General features: G+C 64.5%; 16 protein-coding genes and 1 pseudogene. 9 read left to right on the top strand and 8 right to left on the bottom strand.

The window, feature by feature from the left end; translation table 11 throughout:
* Positions 1 to 22 precede the first annotated feature (22 nt).
* The 4 genes from dut to LB524_RS05610 all read left to right on the top strand — a co-directional run bounded on the left by dut (position 23) and on the right by LB524_RS05610 (position 3,392).
* Positions 23 to 508, top strand: coding sequence for a dUTP diphosphatase (gene dut, locus LB524_RS05625; protein WP_140723192.1), 486 nt, complete (start codon positions 23 to 25; stop codon positions 506 to 508).
* Positions 509 to 562: 54 nt separating this feature from the next.
* The gene (locus LB524_RS05620; RefSeq protein WP_015314157.1) at positions 563 to 1,234 is read left to right on the top strand and encodes an HAD family hydrolase; all 672 of its coding nucleotides are present in this window, start codon (positions 563 to 565) and stop codon (positions 1,232 to 1,234) included.
* A 340-nt stretch (positions 1,235 to 1,574) separates the two neighbouring features.
* Positions 1,575 to 2,378, top strand: coding sequence for an isocitrate lyase/phosphoenolpyruvate mutase family protein (locus tag LB524_RS05615; RefSeq protein WP_140614891.1), 804 nt, complete (start codon positions 1,575 to 1,577; stop codon positions 2,376 to 2,378).
* A gap of 15 nt (positions 2,379 to 2,393) precedes the next feature.
* Positions 2,394 to 3,392 (top strand): proline racemase family protein, encoded by a 999-nt coding sequence (locus LB524_RS05610; RefSeq protein WP_140714220.1) that lies wholly within the window; start codon positions 2,394 to 2,396, stop codon positions 3,390 to 3,392.
* A gap of 6 nt (positions 3,393 to 3,398) precedes the next feature.
* On the opposite strand, the gene LB524_RS05605 is transcribed toward LB524_RS05610, so the two are convergent.
* Positions 3,399 to 4,109 carry a sulfate transporter family protein gene (locus LB524_RS05605; protein WP_140714222.1) on the bottom strand — a complete coding sequence of 237 codons (711 nt, stop codon included), beginning with the start codon at positions 4,107 to 4,109 and terminating at the stop codon, positions 3,399 to 3,401.
* A 120-nt stretch (positions 4,110 to 4,229) separates the two neighbouring features.
* Positions 4,230 to 5,132 carry an EamA family transporter gene (locus LB524_RS05600; protein WP_224524623.1) on the bottom strand — a complete coding sequence of 301 codons (903 nt, stop codon included), beginning with the start codon at positions 5,130 to 5,132 and terminating at the stop codon, positions 4,230 to 4,232.
* A gap of 199 nt (positions 5,133 to 5,331) precedes the next feature.
* Between LB524_RS05600 and LB524_RS05595 the strand changes: the two genes are divergently transcribed.
* Both LB524_RS05595 and LB524_RS05590 read left to right on the top strand, forming a co-directional pair.
* Positions 5,332 to 6,324: an adenosine kinase gene (locus LB524_RS05595; protein WP_224524306.1), complete on the top strand. Its 993-nt coding sequence runs from the start codon at positions 5,332 to 5,334 to the stop codon at positions 6,322 to 6,324.
* A 272-nt stretch (positions 6,325 to 6,596) separates the two neighbouring features.
* On the top strand, positions 6,597 to 7,313 hold the full coding sequence (locus LB524_RS05590; RefSeq protein ID WP_140660543.1) for an antitoxin Xre/MbcA/ParS toxin-binding domain-containing protein: 717 nt from the start codon (positions 6,597 to 6,599) through the stop codon (positions 7,311 to 7,313).
* A gap of 13 nt (positions 7,314 to 7,326) precedes the next feature.
* On the opposite strand, the pseudogene LB524_RS05585 reads toward LB524_RS05590, so the two are convergent.
* Positions 7,327 to 7,446, bottom strand: a pseudogene (locus LB524_RS05585) (arginase family protein); the annotation flags it as partial.
* Between the two features lie 84 nt (positions 7,447 to 7,530).
* On the opposite strand from LB524_RS05585, the gene LB524_RS05580 reads away from it, so the two are divergent.
* Positions 7,531 to 7,758: a hypothetical protein gene (locus tag LB524_RS05580; protein ID WP_224524670.1), complete on the top strand. Its 228-nt coding sequence runs from the start codon at positions 7,531 to 7,533 to the stop codon at positions 7,756 to 7,758.
* A 24-nt stretch (positions 7,759 to 7,782) separates the two neighbouring features.
* Here LB524_RS05580 and LB524_RS05575 read toward each other — a convergent pair whose 3' ends face one another.
* Both LB524_RS05575 and LB524_RS05570 read right to left on the bottom strand, forming a co-directional pair.
* A complete protein-coding gene (locus LB524_RS05575; protein ID WP_224524298.1) occupies positions 7,783 to 10,062 on the bottom strand; it encodes an NADP-dependent malic enzyme in 2,280 nt (759 codons plus the stop codon).
* Positions 10,063 to 10,194: 132 nt separating this feature from the next.
* Entirely contained in the window at positions 10,195 to 11,412 is a 1,218-nt protein-coding gene (locus tag LB524_RS05570) for a glycosyltransferase (RefSeq protein WP_224524297.1), read from the bottom strand.
* A gap of 136 nt (positions 11,413 to 11,548) precedes the next feature.
* Here LB524_RS05570 and mutS point away from each other — a divergent pair, with 136 nt between their 5' ends.
* Positions 11,549 to 14,281 carry a DNA mismatch repair protein MutS gene (gene mutS, locus LB524_RS05565; RefSeq protein WP_224524296.1) on the top strand — a complete coding sequence of 911 codons (2,733 nt, stop codon included), beginning with the start codon at positions 11,549 to 11,551 and terminating at the stop codon, positions 14,279 to 14,281.
* Here the strand turns inward: mutS and LB524_RS05560 are convergent, their stop codons facing one another.
* From LB524_RS05560 to LB524_RS05550, 3 genes are all read right to left on the bottom strand, one after another.
* Entirely contained in the window at positions 14,282 to 15,127 is an 846-nt protein-coding gene (locus LB524_RS05560; RefSeq protein WP_224524282.1) for an aldo/keto reductase, read from the bottom strand. It lies immediately after the preceding gene.
* 97 nt (positions 15,128 to 15,224) lie between these two features.
* Entirely contained in the window at positions 15,225 to 15,617 is a 393-nt protein-coding gene (locus LB524_RS05555) for a DUF305 domain-containing protein (RefSeq protein ID WP_224524278.1), read from the bottom strand.
* A gap of 43 nt (positions 15,618 to 15,660) precedes the next feature.
* The gene (locus LB524_RS05550; protein ID WP_224524270.1) at positions 15,661 to 18,174 is read right to left on the bottom strand and encodes a heavy metal translocating P-type ATPase; all 2,514 of its coding nucleotides are present in this window, start codon (positions 18,172 to 18,174) and stop codon (positions 15,661 to 15,663) included.
* Positions 18,175 to 18,412: 238 nt separating this feature from the next.
* Between LB524_RS05550 and LB524_RS05545 the strand changes: the two genes are divergently transcribed.
* Positions 18,413 to 19,252: a glycosyltransferase family 25 protein gene (locus tag LB524_RS05545; RefSeq protein WP_140821554.1), complete on the top strand. Its 840-nt coding sequence runs from the start codon at positions 18,413 to 18,415 to the stop codon at positions 19,250 to 19,252.
* The last annotated feature ends 4 nt before the right edge of the window (positions 19,253 to 19,256 follow it).

Raw genomic sequence — 19,256 nt, 5'->3', positions numbered from 1 at the left:
TCGCGCCGATAGGATCGATTTTATGCGCGCAGCCCTTCAAACACCTTCCGTCATCGGTCCCACCGTCGGCTTCGTCAGGTTGCCGCATGGCGAGGGACTTCCGCTTCCCGCCTATGAAAGCGCCGGCGCCGCCGGCATGGATTTGCGCGCGGCGGTGCCTGAAGACCGGCCGCTTCTGATCCTGCCGGGCAAGCGCGCCTTGGTAGCGACGGGGCTGATCCTGGAAATTCCCGAAGGCATGGAAGGCCAGGTGCGGCCCCGCTCGGGCCTTGCCTTCAAACACGGCCTTACCGTCCTCAATTCACCGGGCACGGTCGACAGCGATTATCGCGGCGAGGTGAAGGTGCTGCTGGTCAATCTCGGCGACGAGGATTTCGCGGTGACGCGCGGGATGCGCATTGCCCAGATCGTTTTCGCCGCGGTGACGCAGGTGGCGGTTGAAGAGCGTTCGCTGGCCGGCGGCACGGCGCGTGGCTCGGGCGGATTCGGATCGACCGGGACCGCCTGATGCCTGGCTGTGTTTCGGCACAGTGAACCGTTTTGCCGGGCAGACTGATCCAACATGATTGAAACACGCCCCCTGCCAAAGCTCGTCATCTTCGACTGCGACGGGATCCTGGTCGATACCGAGAACCTCGCCAACCGGCGCCTGGCCGAATGGCTGAGCGACGCCGGTTTTCCAACGACCTTCGAATATTGCCGCAAGAACTTCTCCGGCCGCAGCATGGTCTCGGTGCAGAAGGAGATCGAAGAGACGACCAGCGTCAGGCTCGGCGCCGATTTCGTCGAGCGCTGGAATGCCGGCCTGCCGGATCTGTTCGCTCACGGTGTCGAGGCGATCCCTCATGTCCGGGAGTTCATCGAGGCGGTCCGCGCGGCCGGCATCGCTTATTGCGTCGCCACCTCGGCCAGGATCTCCAAGATGCACATAACGCTTGGCCAGACCGGTCTGTTGCCGCTGTTCGAACATGCCATGTTCAGCGCCACCATGGTGTCGCGCGGCAAGCCGTTCCCCGACCTGTTCCTGCATGCGGCCAAAACGATGGGCTTCCCGCCCGCCGACTGCATCGTCATCGAGGACAGCGTCGCCGGCACGCAGGCCGGCATCGCCGCCGGCATGCGCGTGTTCTCCTATCATGGCGACCCCTATTCGGACCGCGATGGCTTGATCCAGGCCGGCGGCATCCTGTTCGACGACATGCGCGAGCTCGCCGGGCTGGTGCCGATCCACTGATCCGCTGCACTGGACGCCACGAAGCGCTGTGCTACCTTCCGCGCGCCCGACAATGGGGCGCCGCCATGCCAACGTACCTGCTTCGCTTCATCCTCACCTGGGGTGCTGCTGCGGCTTTGGGGATGGCGGCCTCTGCACAAGCCGTCAGCTTCCCTGACCTCGGCAGCGCGCTGCCCGTCACAAGGATGCCACCTCCGTGCCTGTCGAGATGCGCCACATCGACGCTTTCGAGAAATTGGCAGCAGAGAACGAGAAACGCTTCTGAACCAACCGCATTCGTTTGCCCGGCAGCAAACAGCGCGGTAGCATCCGCCCCAACACTCGTTATGGGGGAGCATTCATGGACAAGGGCAAGATTTTTCGCGACCTGCATGCCTCGACCTTCGTCATGCCCAATCCCTGGGATCCGGGCACGACGAAGCTGCTCGGATCCTTCGGCTTCAAGGCACTGGCCACCACCAGCGCCGGCTTTGCCTTTTCGCGCGGCCTGCCGGATGGGGCCGTGACCTTCGACCAGATGATCCATCATTGCCGCGAGGTGACGGGCGCGACCGACCTGCCGGTCTCGGCCGATCTCGAGAAGGGCAAGGGGGACAGCGCCGAGCAGGCCGCCGAAACCATTTTCGCGGCGGAAGCGGCCGGGCTTGCCGGCTGCTCGATCGAGGATCACACCGGCGATCCTGAAAAGCCCATCTACGAGTTTTCGCACGCGGTGGAGCGCGTCGCCGCAGCGGTGGAGGCGGCGCGGGCGCTGAAGCGCGACTTTGTCTTCACGGCGCGGGCCGAGAATTTCCTCTGGGGCAAGTCCGATCTCGACGACACGATCAAGCGGCTGCAGGCGTTCGAAAAAGCCGGCGCCGACGTGCTCTATGCACCTGGTATCGGCGATGTCGAGATGGTGCGGACCTTGTGTTCGTCGGTCGGCAAGCCGGTCAATGTCATGGCGAGGCCCGGCTTCACCATCGCCGACCTCGCCATGGCCGGTGCCAAGCGGATTTCGCTTGGGCCATGGCTGACCAATTTCGCCTACGGCATGCTGGAGACGGCGGCGCGCGAGATCCAGCAGGACGGCACGTTCGGCTTCACCCGCGCCGCCATGCCGTTCGGCAAGCTGCAGGCGCTGTTCGGCAAATCCCAGGGCTAGGATGGGTTCGGCCGCATGAACCTTACCGTTGTCGACATGCATACGGGTGGCGAGCCGCTACGGATCGTCACGGGCGGTTATCCCGCTATCCCCAAGGCCACCATTCTTGAGAAGCGCGCCTATGTGCGGGACAATCTCGACCATTTGCGCAAGTTGCTGATCTTCGAGCCGCGCGGCCACTATGACATGTATGGCGCTTTGCTGGTCGAGCCCGATTTGCCCGGCGCCGACCTCGCGGTGCTGTTCATGCACAATGAGGGCTATTCGACCATGTGCGGCCACGCCATCGTCGCGCTCGGCCGCTACGCCGTCGATCAAGGGCTGGTGGCGAAGCAGGAGCCGTTCACCACCGTGAACATCGAGGCGCCGTGCGGCCTGGTCGTCGCCTCGGTCGCGGTCAACGATGGCAAGGCCGGCGCGGTGTCGTTCGAGAGCGTGCCGGCGTTCCTGTTCGCCGGCGATCGACAGATCGAGCTGACAGGCTATGGCAAGGTCGGTTTCGATATCGCCTATGGCGGCGCCTTTTACGCGCTGGCCGACTGTCATCAATTCGGCTTGGAGTTCGGCCGCGACCGCGTGCGCGATTTCGTCGACGCGGCAACCACGCTGACGAACCGGCTGAAGGCCGAGTTTCCGCTGTCGCATCCCGATCATGATGACCTCGCCTTCCTCTATGGCACCATCCTGACCGATGGAAAGGACGCCTTTTCCGGAGAGGCCACCAGGAATGTCTGCGTCTTCGCCGAGGCGGAGGTCGACCGCTCGCCGACCGGTTCCGGCGTCACCGCCCGGCTGGCGGCCATGCATGCCAAGGGCGAGATCGCCGTGGGGCAGACGCGAGCGTTCGAGAGCATCGCCGGCTCGCGCTTTTCCGGGGCGGTGGCGCGAGCAGCGCAGGCCGGCCCGCATGAAGCGATCGTCGCCCGCGTCGGCGGCCGTGCCTATTATTCCGGACGAGCCGAATTCATTGTCGAGCCGGACGACGAGTTGGGGCGGGGATTTCTGCTACGCTGAAGAGATTTAGCGCCGCGACGCGCGTGCGACTTCCCGCGCCGAGATCGCCTTGTGCAGATGCACCATCATGGCGGCGGCGAAGAGCGGCGTCAGCAGGTTGAGCAGCGGCACGGCGAGGAAGGCCGCGACAACCAGCCCGGAGAGAAACACCGTACCGGCATACTGCCTGCGCAGGGCCCGGGCCTCTTCTTCCCCGCGAAAGCGCATGGCGGCGAATTCGAAGAATTCGCGTCCGAGCAGGTAGCCGTTGACGATGAAGAAGGCGGCGATGTTGATGCCCGGCACCAGCAGGAGCATCAGCGCCACGACGTTGCCCAGGATGACGACGCCGAAGAATTTTATCGCCAGCACCAGCGAGCGCAATACCGGCATGGCGCGTCCGGCCGGGTCGCCGGGATAATCGGTGCGCTCGACCACTTCGGCGACATCGTCGAGGAACAGGCCGGCGATCACCGCCGTGACCGGTGCGATCAGAAGCGCCATGCCGAAGGCCAGCGCGATGGCCGCGACGATGCCGCCCAACCAGCCGGCCCAGGACGGCATGCCGGGCAACAATGTTTGCAGCCACGGCAGGGCAAGCCATTCGACAAGGCTGGTCAAGCCGAACCACAGGGCGACCAACGCCAGCAGGGTCAGGCCGAGCGTCTTGATGAACACGGCGCGAAACGGAGGCGAGAGCAGCTCAAGGGCCGCGATGCGGGCAGCGTCGAAAATCACCGTGCTTCACCCCCAGGTCAGCGGACACAGCCACAAGGCAGGACGCCTCCGAGATAGGCGGTGCGGCCCGCGAGCACAAGCGCGGGCCGTTGCTTGCCTTCGTATGTTCCCCAGATCTGCCTATCGGGCTAAGCCCGGCTTACGAACCGGTATGGTCATGGCCGCCACGCCGGCGACGACAAACCCCATGCCGAGCCAGGCCGTGGGCCCCAGGCTTTCGCCGAGGAAGACGGCGCCGATGCCGACGCCGATCGGCACCCGCAGATAGGCCTGAGACGTGGTGCCGACCGAACCCAGCGTGTGGATCAGGCGGAAATAGATGACGAAAGCCAGTGCCGTCGAAAACACGGACAGGCCGAGCAGGGCAAGGATGGAAGCCGTCGAAGGCGCCAGCGTCCATGGCTGGTCGACCGCCAGGCTGAGCGGTACCAGCATGACAGCGCCGCACAGCATCGAACCGGCGGCGGGAAGCATCGGATCGAGGCCCTTGAAGCCTCGGCCGAAAATGGCGGCCCCGGCATAGCAGATCGTCGCCGCGACGATGGCGATCTGTGCCCAGAGCTGGTGGCCGATGCCGCCAAGCGCCTGCGTGCCGACGATGAGGCAGATGCCGGCGATGCCGGCGCCAACGCCGACCAGCTTGCGCGCGGTCACCGGCTCATGACGGGTGATGAGCGCCGTCAGCAGGAAGGTGAAGATCGGCGAGGTGGCGTTGAGGATAGTGGCAAGGCCGGCGTCGACCGAACGCTCGGCCGCGGCGATCAGCGTGAACGGGACGACGCTGTTGAGGCAGGCCTGGAAGGCGAAGCGGCGCCAGCTTGCCGCATCGCCCGGCATGGCAAGCCCGCGCCAGCGGATGACGGCGAACAGGATGGCGCCGGCGATCAGGGTGCGGGCCGCGATGAAGGTGATGGGCGGGATGGTCTCTACGCCGATCTTGATGAAGGTATAGGAGGCTCCCCAAAGCACCGCCAGCACGCCGAGCAATGCCAGGTCGATGGTCGTGTCGTTTTTGGCAGGCATGGGCTCGCGCCTTCGGACCGTGATCGAACAGGCGCAGATGTAGGCGACATCGCGACGAAATGTTTCGGCCACGGTCGAATTGTCGTAGCGCCTGGCTGGCGCGGCAAGGACAGAAAATCGGTTGCCAGTTTTCAGGGTCATGCTGTAGACCCGCGCGGGCATGGCAAGAAGCCGGCCCGGGTTTTTGGCGGAGACATTGATGCCGGATTATGACGTGCTTTGCATCGGCAATGCGATTGTCGACATCATCGCCCAGTGCGAGGAGGAATTCCTCGAGACCAACGGCATCATCAAGGGCGCGATGAATCTCATCGACACGCAGCGCGCCGAATTGCTCTACAGCCGCATGGGCCCGGCGATCGAGGCCTCCGGCGGCAGCGCCGGCAACACGGCGGCCGGTGTCGCCTCCTTCGGCGGACGCGCCGCCTTCTTCGGCAAGGTCTCCAGCGATGCGCTGGGCGAAATCTACGCGCACGACATCCACGCGCAGGGTGTCGCCTTCGACACCAAGCCGCTCCAGGGCGAGCCGCCGACGGCGCGTTCGATGATCTTCGTCACGCCCGATGGCGAGCGCTCGATGAACACCTATCTCGGCGCCTGCGTCGAACTCGGCCCGGAAGATGTCGAAGCCGACAAGGCGTCCGGCGCCAAGGTGACCTATTTCGAGGGTTATCTGTGGGACCCGCCGCGCGCCAAGGAAGCGATCCGGCAGACGGCGAAACTGGCGCACGCTGCCGGTCGCGAAGTATCTATGACCTTATCGGATTCGTTCTGCGTCGACCGTTACCGCGACGAGTTCCTAGACCTGATGCGTTCGGGCACGGTCGATATCGTTTTTGCCAACAGCCACGAGATCAAGTCGCTTTACCAGACGTCATCGTTCGAGGAAGCGCTGGCGCGGATCCGCAAGGATTGCAAGATCGCGGCGGTTACCCGCTCCGAAAAGGGCTCGGTTATCGTGCGTGGCGACGAGACCGTGGTCATCCAGGCGACCGCCATCAAGGAACTGGTCGACACGACGGGCGCCGGCGACCTCTACGCCGCCGGTTTCCTGCATGGCTACACACAGGGACGCGACCTCCAGACCTGCGGCGATCTTGGCTCACTGGCGGCCGGATTGGTGATCCAGCAGATCGGCCCTAGGCCAAGGCAGAACCTGCGCAAAGAGGCCGAGCGGGCGGGGTTGCTGTAACAACGCCCTTTCTCTTCGCCCGCTGTTGGGGAAAGGAGGCAAGCGCGGACAGCTTCTCATCGTCGCGCAGTTGTCACATACCGCTCCTACACGCAAATGCGAGCGTGCCGTGACTGACATTTCGACATGCTAATCGGGGTGTGAAGCAATGCAGGACAGCAACCTGTCGGGTCGCTGCATCCGTTGCCGTCGCACTTTCCACTTTCCGCCGTAACCGTTCAACAACCGGCCGCGGCCAAGGGAGGAGAGCGCGCGGCCCAGAAAACAGATGCATGACAAGATTTCAGACCAAGACGACATTTCAGACCAAGACAACCGGCATCACGCAGGACGATTTCGCCGACATGGTGGCGGAAAGGGTCGAGCGTGCGCTTGCCCACTATGACGAAGCCATCAACGGCCCCACAATGGTCTCGGTCGGCAAGATCGCCGGCTCTATAGCGTCCGCCGTCACCTTGCTGTCGCCCAAGCACCAGCGCGCCATCGACGCCATCCATGCCGACCTTCCGGGCCTGGCCCAGAAATTCGTGCGGGCGCTGGCGGCGGAAGCCGCACGCCGCGGCGAAGCCGGCGCCATGACCGCCACGACGCTGTCGGCAGAGGCTGAAACAGTTGCCGCGCTCCCCCAGTCCGACGACCTCGAATCGATGCTGATCGAGGACTGGGCCGGACGCGTCGCCGGCTCGACCTATCTGGAAGAGAACCTGCGCATCGCCCGCTCCACCCTGCACCGCTGGCAGAGGCGCGGCGACGTCATCGCTCTGCGCAAGGGTGGCCGCAAGCACGTCTTCCCGCTGGCGCAGTTCGTCGATGGCAGGCCGGTCGCGGGCATAAGCGACGTGCTGGAGCTGATCGGCAATCCGAGACTCGCATGGCTGTGGCTGACCCGTCCAGCGGCGCACCTTGATGGGCGTATTCCCATCGACCTGCTGCGGCAGGACCAGGCGGAGGAAGTCGTGGAGGCGGCGCGGGCGTTCGCGCCGGGGTGAAGTCGGCGCGCTGTCAGCCCTTTCGTTCCGCGAGCAGGCCGAGATAGTGCTGCAGCACCGCCGCCCCGGCAAGCGCCGTGACATCGGCGTGGTCATAGGCGGGCGCCACCTCCACAACGTCGGCGCCGACAATGAGTGCCCGTGCCGGGAGATAGGCCGGGTCGAGGCAATCAATGTCGAAGGTCAGACGCGAGCCCGGTCTTCCACGACCCGGCGCTTGCCGTCCGTGAATGGCGGCGGCGTGGCGCTGGCCGACAACATCATGGTCGAGGACCTGCTGGCCAGCGGCCAGCTGGTCGCGCCCTTCACGATCCGCCACGCAATTCCACAGAGCTACTGCCTGTGGCAGAAGCCGGGCAACCGCATTTCAATCAGCGTCAGGCTGTTCCGGGATTGGCTGCTGTCGGAGATCGCCAGCCACAAGCAGGTGATGCGGCTGGCGTGAGGCGTCCAACACGGGGGAAGCCCCTCAAGCCCCCGCCGTATAGGCGGCGATCGCCGCCATGTTGACGATATCGCTGTCCTTGGCGTTCAGCGACACGATCTGCACCGGCTTGTTCAGGCCGACCAGCAGCGGGCCGATCACCGTCGAGCCGCCGAGTTCCTGCAGCATCTTGGTCGAGATGGAGGCCGAGTGGAAAGCCGGCATGATCAGGACGTTGGCCGGACCGGTCAGCCTTATGAACGGGTATTGCGCCATGGCGCGGGCGTTGAGCGCGACGTCGGCGGCCATTTCGCCATCGTATTCGAAATCGACGCGGCGCTTGTCGAGGATGCGCACGGCTTCCTGGACGCGCTCGGAACGTTCGCCCTGTGGATGGCCGAAAGTGGAATAGGCAAGCATGGCGAGCCTTGGCTCGTAGCCCATGCGGCGCGCGAAGCCCGCCGCTTCCTCGGCGATGTCGGCGATCTGCTCGGCGTTGGGCATGTCGTGCACGGCGGTGTCGGCGACGAGCACCGTCTTGCCGCGCGCGAGCACGATCGAGACGCCGATGACGCGGTGACCGGGCTTGGCGTCGATGACGCGCCTGATGTCGTCGAGCGCGGTCGAATAGTTGCGGGTCACGCCGGTGACGATGCCGTCGGCGTCACCCAGCGCCACCATGCAGGCGGCGAAATGGTTGCGGTCATTGTTGATCAGCCGCTGGCAGTCGCGGAACAGGAAGCCTTTGCGCTGCATGCGTTCGTAGAGATAGTCGGCGTAGATCGAATTGCGGCGCGACAGGCGCGCATTGATGATCTCGATGCCTTGCTTGTTCAGGTCGATGCCAGCGTGCCTGGCGTTCTCCTTGATGACGTCGTCGCGACCGAGCAGGATGGCGGTGCCGAGCCGCTGGTTCACGTAGGAGACGGCGGCGCGCATCACCTGCTCCTCCTCGCCCTCGGCGAAGACGATGCGCTTGGGCTGGCGGCGCACGCGGTCGTAGATGCGCTGCAGCGTCGAGGCGATCGGGTCGCGGCGGGCGGAAAGCTCCTGCGCGTAACGGTCGAGATCGAGGATCGGCTTGCGGGCGACGCCCGAATCCATTGCCGCCTTGGCCACGGCGATCGGGATGGCCGAGATCAGGCGCGGGTCGAACGGCACCGGAATGATGTAGTTGGGGCCGAATTTCGGCCGGTTGCCCTGATAGGCCGCGGCGACGTCGTCGGGCACGTCCTGGCGCGCCAGTTCGGCCAGCGCGCGGGCGGCGGCGATCTTCATGTCGTCATTGATGGTGGTGGCCCTGACATCCAGCGCGCCGCGGAAGATGTAGGGAAAGCCGAGCACGTTGTTGACCTGGTTGGCGTAATCCGACCGCCCGGTGGCCATGATGGCGTCGGTGCGGATCTCGGCCACTTCCTCCGGGGTGATCTCGGGATCGGGGTTAGCCATGGCGAAGATGATCGGGTTCTTGGCCATCGACTGCACCATGGCGGTGGTCAGCGCCCCCTTGGCCGAAAGGCCGAGGAAGACGTCGGCGCCGTCCAGCGCTTCGGCCAGGGAACGCGCCTCCGTCTTGACCGCATGCGCCGATTTCCACTGGTTCATGCCCTCGGTGCGGCCCTGGAAGACAACCCCCTTGGTGTCGCATAGGATGATGTTTTCTGGCGAAAAACCCATCGCCTTCATCAGCTCGATACAGGCGATGCCGGCCGCGCCCGCACCGTTGCAGACCAGCTTCGTGGTCTTCATGTCGCGGCCGGTTATTTCCAGCGCGTTGATCAGACCGGCGGCCGAGATGATGGCGGTGCCGTGCTGGTCGTCATGGAAGACCGGAATGTCCATCAGTTCGCGCAGGCGCTGTTCGATGATGAAGCACTCCGGCGCCTTGATGTCCTCCAGGTTGATGCCGCCGAAGGACGGACCGAGGAAGCGCACGCAGTTGATGAACTCGTCGGCATCCTCGGTGTCGACCTCGAGGTCGATGGAATCGACATCGGCGAAGCGCTTGAACAGCACCGCCTTGCCTTCCATCACCGGCTTGGAGGCCAGCGCGCCGAGATTGCCGAGGCCAAGAATGGCGGTGCCGTTTGAGATGACGGCGACCATGTTGCCGCGCGTCGTGTAATCGAAGGCCCTGGATGGGTCCTCGGCGATGGCGCGCACGGGCACTGCCACGCCTGGCGAATAGGCGAGGCTGAGATCGCGCTGCGTCGTCATCGGCTTGGTGGCGACGATCTCCAGCTTGCCGGGCCGGCCCATGGCGTGGAATTCGAGCGCTTCCTGCGCGCTGACGGACGGACCGTTGTTCTCGGTTTTCCTGGCCATGGTGCTTTTGATTTCCTCGCCGGTGCGGCACCTCCTTGAAGCGGGTACCTGTGTGCTTGCGAATTAAGACCACGGGCCGCCGCGTGTAAACCACGAAGCTGGGCAAGGCTGCTTCAAAGCGGATACGGCCGGTCAGAAGCCTTTCCGCGCCGTTCCCAATGTCGTGATTTCATCCGCATGCTGGCGGGCCGTTGCCCAGCGCCGCAGCGTCCTGGTTCCGGGAAACGGCCATTGCGTCAGCGGCGGTTGGCTGCTTCCCATCCTCTTCAACAGGTCGGACAGGAACACTGTGAGTTCCTCCCGTTGAGCCCGCACCTTGGCCAGCGTGCGGTTGCGAATCTCATCGCGGGGAATGGCGCGGTCGCGCAACGTCTCGACCGCGCGCCGGATCGCCGCCGGATCGGGCTCGGCGATGATGCAATAGTCCGGATCGAAAAAGACGTCCCGGCCGCCAAGACTGGGCGTGCTCACCACCGGCAACCCCGCCATCAGATATTCCATGCTGGAGCACATCGCCCCTTCCGCCGCCGACAGACAGAGCCCAACCGCGGCCTGGTTGTAGACGCGGTTGACCTCCTGCGGCGCCAGCCAGCCAGTCAGGCCATTGACGATCGGGTTGGCGATACGATGCAGCGGCGATTGCGCCTGCAAGCGACGGATGAAGGCACGGTCGCCGGCCCGCGGCAGCTCGCCGATCGAAAAGGTAATGTGGGCGAGCCTTTCGATATCGAAGGCGAGGTGGTGGCGCTTGGTGTGCGAAATGCGGCCGTTATAGACCGCATCAAACTCGACAGAAATGTCCGGCAGTGGTCGAAATATGTCCTCGCTGACCATCAGATTGTGGTTGGAGAAGATCGCGGTTCCTCCGGCAGCAGTGACCAGACGACGCTCCTCTTGCGTGTTGCAAAGAAAGATCAGTTGGTGAAGCGAGAAGCTCTCACGGTACCAGGCGAGATCCCTGCCAAGCTTCGCGACGACATGGGGCCGCTCAAGCGTCCAACTCGGCATCAGCAGGAACACGGCGCGGCGCGAGGCCAGGCGACGGCCGATTGCCACCACTGAGTTGAGGGGGCGCTCGCCGCCGATCGGCGTGTAGATCAGCAGCGGATCGTGGCTGAGCACGTAAGCTGCAAGCCGAATGCCGCTATCCAGGTGGGACAACGGACCGCTGAGCGGCAGCGCGAAAGGAAGGCGCTTGGCTGCTACAAACTTAAGCCTGCCCAACCGTTGGCTGGCGTGCCGAGCTGTCATGAGCCAGAAGCGCTCGAGCGCCGAGTCGATCGGTCCCACCATCTCCTCGAACGTTTCGTGCCCGTCTTTGTCCATGACGTCCCCGCCATTATTGCCCAAGATGACAGATATTCGCGATCGCCGCGTCGGGCAATGCAGCTGAACAGCCGTTCCATGAAGACGGCTCGCGGTCTTCCCCTGCTTTTCGATGGCCTGGCATTAAACCCCGCCATCACATCTGCTAGCGTGCCGCGCCATGAACATGCACAGCCCGAACGAGCCCGACGCCGCCCCCGAGGCGATGACGCCGCCGCAGCCCGGCGTTGCCGCCGTCACGCCGATGATGGAGCAGTTCATCGAGATCAAGGCGGCTAACCCGGATTCGTTGCTGTTCTACCGCATGGGCGATTTCTACGAGCTGTTCTTCGACGATGCCGAGAAGGCGAGCCGGGCGCTGGGCATCGTGCTCACCAAACGCGGCAAGCATCAGGGCCACGACATTCCAATGTGCGGCGTGCCGGTGCACGCGGCCGACGACTATTTGCAGAAGCTGATCGGCCAGGGCTTCCGCGTTGCCGTCTGCGAGCAGATCGAGGATCCGGCCGAGGCCAAGAAGCGCGGCTCCAAATCGGTCGTGCGCCGCGACGTGGTGCGGCTGGTGACGCCGGGCACCATCACCGAGGACAAACTGCTGGCGCCGTCGGAATCGAGTTATCTGATGGCGTTGGGTCGGGTGAAGGGCGGCAGCGAGCACAGTTTTGCAATTGCCTGGATCGACATCTCGACCGGTGCTTTCCGCGTCGCCGAGACCACCGCCGACCGGCTGCTGGCCGACATCTTCCGTGTCGATCCGCGCGAACTCATCCTCGCCGAGCCGGTGTTTCATGATCCCGACCTGAAGCCGGTGTTCGACGTGCTCGGCCGTGTCGCCAGCCCACAGCCGCCGAGCCTGTTCGATTCGGCCTCGGCCACGGGGCGGATCGCGCGTTTCTTCGAGGTGGCGATCCCGGACAGTTTCGGCACGTTTTCGCGCGCCGAATTGTCGGCCATCTCGGGCGCCATCGCCTATGTCGAGAAAACGCAAAAGGCCGAGCGACCGCCGCTGTCGCGGCCTGAGCGCGAGGAGCAGGGCTCGACCCTGTTCATCGATCCGGCGACGCGCGGCAATCTCGAACTGTTGCGTACGCTGTCCGGCAGCCGCGACGGTTCGCTGTTCAAGGCGATCGACCGCACGGTGACCGGTGGCGGCGCAAGGTTGCTCGCCGACCGGCTGATGGCGCCGCTGACCGACCCGGCGGCCATCGGCGCGCGGCTGGACTCCGTCTCGTTCTTCCGCTCCGAGGTCAGGCTTTGCCAGGCCGTGCGGATGAGCCTGAAGAGCGTCGCCGACATGCCGCGCGCTCTGTCCAGGCTCGCGCTCAACCGGGGCGGGCCACGCGATCTCGGCGCGCTCCGCGCTGGGTTCGAGGCGGCCGGTACCATCGCCGGAACCTTTGCCGCGACCGCCTTGCCCCAGGAGTTGGCCGACGCAATGGCCGCGATCAAGGCGCTGCCCAAGGCGCTTGCCCAACATCTCACCCAGGCGCTCGGCGAGGAACTGCCGCTGCTCAAACGCGACGGCGGTTTCGTTCGCGGCGGCTACCATCCGGACCTCGACGAGATGCGGGCGTTGCGCGACGAGTCGCGAAAAGTGATCGCCGGACTGGAGCGCTCGCTGATCGAGGAGACCGGCATCCGCTCGCTGAAGATCCGGCACAACAATGTGCTGGGTTACTACATCGAGGTGACGGCCAATCATCACGCCGTCATGACAGGCAGCGATGGCGCCAAGGCGCGCTTTATTCACCGCCAGACCATGGCCAACGCCATGCGTTTCACCACGAGCGAGCTCGCCGAACTCGAGACCAAGATCGCCAATGCCGCCGACCGGGCACTGAGTATCGAACTGGCCGCCTTCGATGCGTTGACGGCGGAGGCGGTCGGCGCGGCCGAGGCGATCCGCGCCGGCGCCGACGCGCTCGCCGTGCTCGACGTGTCGGCGGCGCTTGCGCTTTTGTCGGAAAGCGAGGCCTGGTGCCGGCCGGTGGTGGATTCCAGCCTTGCCTTCGAGATTTCTGGCGGGCGGCATCCAGTGGTCGAACAGGCGCTGCGCCGTTCGGGCGAAGGCCCGTTCGTCGCCAATGATTGCGACCTCTCGCCTGAGGGCAATGCCAAGAACGGCGCGATCTGGCTGCTGACCGGCCCCAACATGGGTGGCAAGTCGACGTTCCTGCGGCAGAACGCGCTGATCGCCATCCTGGCCCAAACCGGCTCCTTCGTGCCGGCGACATCGGCCCATATCGGCGTCGTCGACCGGCTGTTCTCACGCGTCGGCGCGTCGGACGACCTGGCGCGCGGCCGCTCGACCTTCATGGTCGAGATGGTGGAGACGGCGGCGATCCTCAACCAGGCCGGCGAACGGGCGCTGGTGATCCTCGACGAGATCGGCCGCGGCACCGCCACCTTCGACGGGCTGTCGATTGCCTGGGCGGCGGTGGAGTATCTGCACGAGAAGAACCGCTGCCGGGCGATCTTCGCCACCCACTTCCACGAAATGACGTCGCTCGCCGGCAAGCTGGCGCGGCTTTCCAATGTCACCATGCGGGTCAAGGAGTGGGAGGGCGACGTCGTTTTCCTGCACGAGGTCGGCAAGGGTGCCGCCGACCGCTCCTACGGCGTGCAGGTAGCCCGCCTTGCCGGCCTGCCGGAAGCGGTGGTGGGCCGCGCGAAGGAAGTTCTGCATCAGCTTGAGGAAGGCGAGGTCTCCGGCAAGACCAACCGGCTGGTCGATGACCTGCCGCTGTTTTCGGTGGCGGTGAAGCGAGAGGCGCCAAAGCCGGTGAAGAGCGACGCTGTGGGCGCGGCACTCGGTGAGATCAATCCCGACGAGATGACCCCCAAGGAAGCGCTGGAGGCGCTTTACCGGCTGAAGGGGCTGGCGGGGAAATAGTCAGATCATTTCCAGTCCGCGCTTGCGCGTCGGTGGGGGGAATGCACGGTCGAGATCGGCGAGGTCATCGGCGGTAAGCTTTATGTCGAGCGCCGCCACATTCTGGCGGACGTGCTCCTGGCTGCTCGCCTTCGGGATGGCGATGACGCCCGGCTGCGCCACCACCCAGGCAAGCGCGATCTGGGCTGCCGTGGCGTTATGGCGGGCGGCGATGGCCTCCAGCCTGGCATTGCGCGCCAACGCGCCCTGCTCGACCGGCGAATAGGCCATCAGCGGAATGCCGCGCTGGCGGCTCCATGGTGCAAGGTCGAATTCGGGGCCGCGCCGCGACAGATTGTAGAGCACCTGATTGGTCTGGACATTGCCGCCCGAGCGCAAACCGGTGAGCTCTTCCATTTCATCGGTATCGAAATTGCTGACGCCCCAGTGGCGGATCTTGCCGGCCTTCTTCAGAGCCTCGAAAGCGTCGACGGTCTCGGCCAAAGGCACGCTGCCCGGCCAGTGCAGGAGATAAAGATCGATGCGGTCGGTGCGCAAGCGCTTCAGGCTTTTCTCGCAAGCCGCCGGCACGCCGGTGCGCGAAGCATTGGACGGCAGCACCTTGGAGACGAGAAAGAGTTCTTCGCGCCGGCCGGCGATGGCTTCGGCCACCACCTCCTCGGCGCCGCCGCTGGCATACATTTCGGCGGTGTCGATCAGCGTCATGCCGAGGTCCAGCCCAAGCTTCAAGGCATTGACCTCCCCGGCTCGACGGCGGGCATCCTCGCCCATTTTCCAGGTGCCCTGTCCCAGCACCTGTACGGCTTCGCCCGAAGGCAGCTTGGTGGTTCTTGTCGTCGTGGGCATGGGGGCTCCTGGGTAAGCGATCGAGGCGCATGGCATCACAAGCATACGAAGAAATCCAGGATGGAGCTCGGGTTCTCCGGTCGCCGCCGTTGATGCCTTACTTCAGCGGATGGGCGGCGAGCCAGTCCTGCATCTGCTTGATTTCGGCTTCCTGCGCGGCGATGACGCCTTCGGCGAGTTTGCGGATTTCCGGATCCTTGCCGTTGGCCAGCTCGACCTTGGCCATGTCGATCGCCCCCTGATGATGCGGGATCATGCCGCGGACGAAATCGACATCGGCGTTGCCGGTATATTGCGAGGCCATCATGTCGGTATGCATCTTGTCCATCGCCGCCTTGTAGCCCGCCGTGGAAGGGCTTTCCGCCCCCATGGCCATGGCACCCATGTCGTGCTTCATCTCCTCGCTCTGCGCCGGCACGCTTTCGAGGAAAACGGCAAGCAGCATTCCGGCGGCCATCAGCAGCAGCACGAGTTTTTTAGCCAAGGTCATTCATGGTCTCCTGTCGGTTGGGTTTCGTATCTGGGGGTTAATCTCAGAGTTTCAACGTTCTCAGGCGCAATGCGTTTGCGATCACCGAGACCGAGGACAGGCTCATCGCCGCCGCCGCCAGCATCGGCGACAGTAGCGTGCCGGTGAGCGGATAAAGCACGCCGGCCGCGACCGGCACACCAAGCACATTGTAGAGGAAGGCGAAGAACAGGTTCTGCCGGATATTACCGATGGTCGCCTGGGCCAGGGTTCGGGCGCGGACGATGCCGTTGAGGTCGCCCTTGACCAAGGTGATGCCGGCGCTTTCGACCGCGACATCGGCGCCCGTTCCCATGGCGATGCCGACATCGGCGGCGGCAAGCGCGGGCGCATCGTTGACGCCGTCGCCGGCCATGGCGACGGCGGCACCCTTGCCGCGCAGTTCCTCGACCAGCGCTGCCTTCTGTTCCGGCAACAGACCTGCCCGAACCTCGTCTATGCCGAGATGTCCAGCGATCGCCCTGGCCGTGCGCTCATTGTCGCCGGTCGCCATGATGATCCGCAGCCCGCTGCCATGCAGCGCCTTGATCGCCTCGGCCGTGGTCGCCTTGACCGGATCGGCGACGGCGACGATGCCGGCCAGCTTGCCGTCGACAGCGACGAACATCACCGTCTTGCCATCGCCCTGCAAGGCTTCCACGCTGGCCAGGACCCCGGAAACGTCGATGGCGAGATCGGCCATCATCGCGGTATTGCCGAGCGCGACCTTCTTGTCCGACACCGTGCCGGAAACGCCTTTGCCGGTAACCGCCTCGAAGCTGCCGGCCTCGGCGATCTTCACGCCGCGCTGGCCGGCTCCGTCGACGATGGCCTCGGCCAGCGGATGCTCCGACCCTTTTTCCAGGCTCGCGGCGCATCTCAGCAATTCGTCCTCGGAAAAGCCGCTGGCAGCCACGACATCAGTCAATTTCGGCCGGCCCTCGGTCAGCGTGCCGGTCTTGTCGACGATCAGCGTGTCGACGGAGGCGAAGCGCTCGAGCGCGGCGGCTTCCTTGATCAGCACGCCGGCATGCGCGCCGCGCCCGGTCGCGGTCATGATGGACATCGGTGTGGCGAGACCCAGCGCACAGGGACAGGCGATGATCAGCACCGAAACCGCCGAGACGATGGCGAAGATCAGGCTGGGCTCGGGGCCGAAGATCGCCCAGGCGACGAATGCGGCGATCGCGACCAGGACGACGGTCGGGACAAAATAGAAGGAAACGCGGTCGGCCAGGCCTTGGATCGGGGCGCGCGAGCGCTGTGCCTTGGCGACGAGTTCGACGATGCGCGACAGCGTCGTCTCGGCGCCGATCCGTTCGGCGCGCATGATCAGCGAGCCGTTCTTGTTGAGCGTGCCGCCGGTCAAGGCGTCGCCTTCGGCCTTCTCGACCGGCAAGGGCTCGCCCGTGATCATCGATTCGTCGATGGAGGAGCGGCCTTCGAGCACCGTGCCGTCGACCGGGATGGCATCGCCGGGACGGATGCGCAGGCGGTCGCCGGTCTTGACCTCGTCCAGCCCGACATCGATCTCGGCGCCGTCCTCGGCGACCCGCCGCGCGGTCTTCGGCGCGAGGTCGAGCAAAGCTCGGATCGCCGATCCGGTCTTCTCGCGGGCGCGCAGTTCCAGCACCTGGCCGAGAAAGACCAGCGCGATGATGACGGCGGCCGCCTCGAAATAGACCGGCACCGCACCGCCATGGCCGCGAAACTGATACGGAAAGATATCCGGGAAGAGCGTGGCGACGACGCTGTAGAGATAGGCGGCGCCGACACCCAGCGAAATCAGCGTCCACATGTTGGGGCTGCGATTGAGGATCGAGTCCCAGCCGCGATGGAAAAACGGGAATGCGGCCCACAGCACCACGGGACTCGCCAGGACCAGTTCGATCCAGACCTTCGCGCGATCCTCGACCAGGCCCTCAAGCGACAGGCCTATCATCGGCGCCATGGCGACGATCAGCAGCGGGACCGACAGCACCGCGCTCACCCAGAGGCGTCTGGTGAAGTCGACCAGTTCGGGATTCGGCCCTTCATCGCCCGTCGGCACGCCCATGGGCTCGAGCGCCATGCCGCAGATCGGGCAGGAGCCGGGCTTGTCGCGGATGATCTGCGGATGCATGGGGCAAGTGTATTGCGTGCCCTTGGGCATCGGCGCCGGCGCCGGCCTGTCGCCGAGATAGGTTTGCGGCGCTGCCTCGAACTTCGCCTTGCAGCCGGCGGAACAGAAATAGAAGCCCTGGCCTTCATGGCGGACGAAATACCTGGCGTCGGCGCGGTCGACGATCATGCCGCAGACAGGGTCGACGGCGGTCAGGTAGCGGTCCGGCTCGGCCTGGAACTTCGAATGGCAGCGCTCGCTGCAAAAATGATAGAGGCGGCCGCCATGCTCGAATGTCGGCTTGCCGGCGGGCGGCTCCACCGTCATGCCGCAGACCGGATCGCGCAGAACCGCATCCGAATCTCCGCCCGTGCCCTTTGCCGCGCAGCAGCCGCCATGAGCGCCATGCGTGTGATGATCGTGATCTGAATGCGTCATTTCTAATGCCTCGATGCACTGCTTCGAAGCAGAGGTAGTGCTTCCAGTAACTGGAAGGTCAAGGGCTGTTTTTTGACCTTTCACATTCAGAATTGCGGAGCCGCCGGATCAGAAGAATTCCCTATACAATCGCCCTATCGATGCTAAACGTTGCTCGCTAGAATTGCCGTGTCAAAATTATTCTCACTAAAATTGTTGCGCTCTGGCAGCTTGGTGCCGCCCTGGATTCGTTCAACAAATGAAATGTCTGGTCATCAACCTCGATCGGTCCGTGGACAGGCTTGCCCATATGACGGCGGAGTTCGCTCGTATTGGCATAGAATTCGAACGAGTCGCGGCCGTGGACGCGCGTTACCGTCCCGATCTGGATCTGCAGCCGCATTATGCTTCGTATGCGCCGCAGCATGTGACGAGCAGCGAGGTCGCTTGCCTGCACAGCCATCGCGCCTGCTGGATGATCATTGCGCAAGGCGAAGCATGCTATGGCGCCGTCTTCGAGGACGACATTATTTTTTCCGCAAACGCCGGTATACTGCTTGCCTGTGCCGGATGGATCCCGGCCGATGCTGACATTGTCAAGATCGAGACGTTCTTCAAGAGGACTTCGATCCATCGCAAAAGGATTTCCGTCGGCCACGGCTTTTCCATGTTCCGACTCTGCAACATACACCTGGGAACCGGGGGCTACATCATATCGAGACAAGCCGCGCGCGATCTCCTTGCCGCGACCGAGATGATTAAGGTGGCTGTCGACCACGTCATGTTCAATCCGGCATTTCCGACCTCGTCCAGCAAGGCAATCTACCAACTTTTCCCTGCGTTATGCGCGCAGGACCAGTTCCTGGGCGACATAGCGGTGGGACTACCAAGCCTACTCAGTCGGGAGCGCAATGCCAAAACCCGTCGGCGCCCGGCGGGAGAGAAGATCAGAATCGAGATCGGGCGAATCGTCGATTGGATCATCGATTTCTGCAAGCTGCGGCGACAGATGACCATTCCCATGGCTTCGCCCAGGCCGCAGAGCCTAGGCGACCTCACCCAGAGAGCCCATACCCAGCGCCGCGAAAACACGCTATAGACGC

The sequence above is a fragment of the Mesorhizobium sp. ESP6-5 genome, assembly GCF_020164695.1.
Classification (GTDB): Bacteria; Pseudomonadota; Alphaproteobacteria; order Rhizobiales; family Rhizobiaceae; genus Mesorhizobium; species Mesorhizobium australicum.
This window is presented reverse-complemented; position numbering and strand designations above follow the sequence as displayed.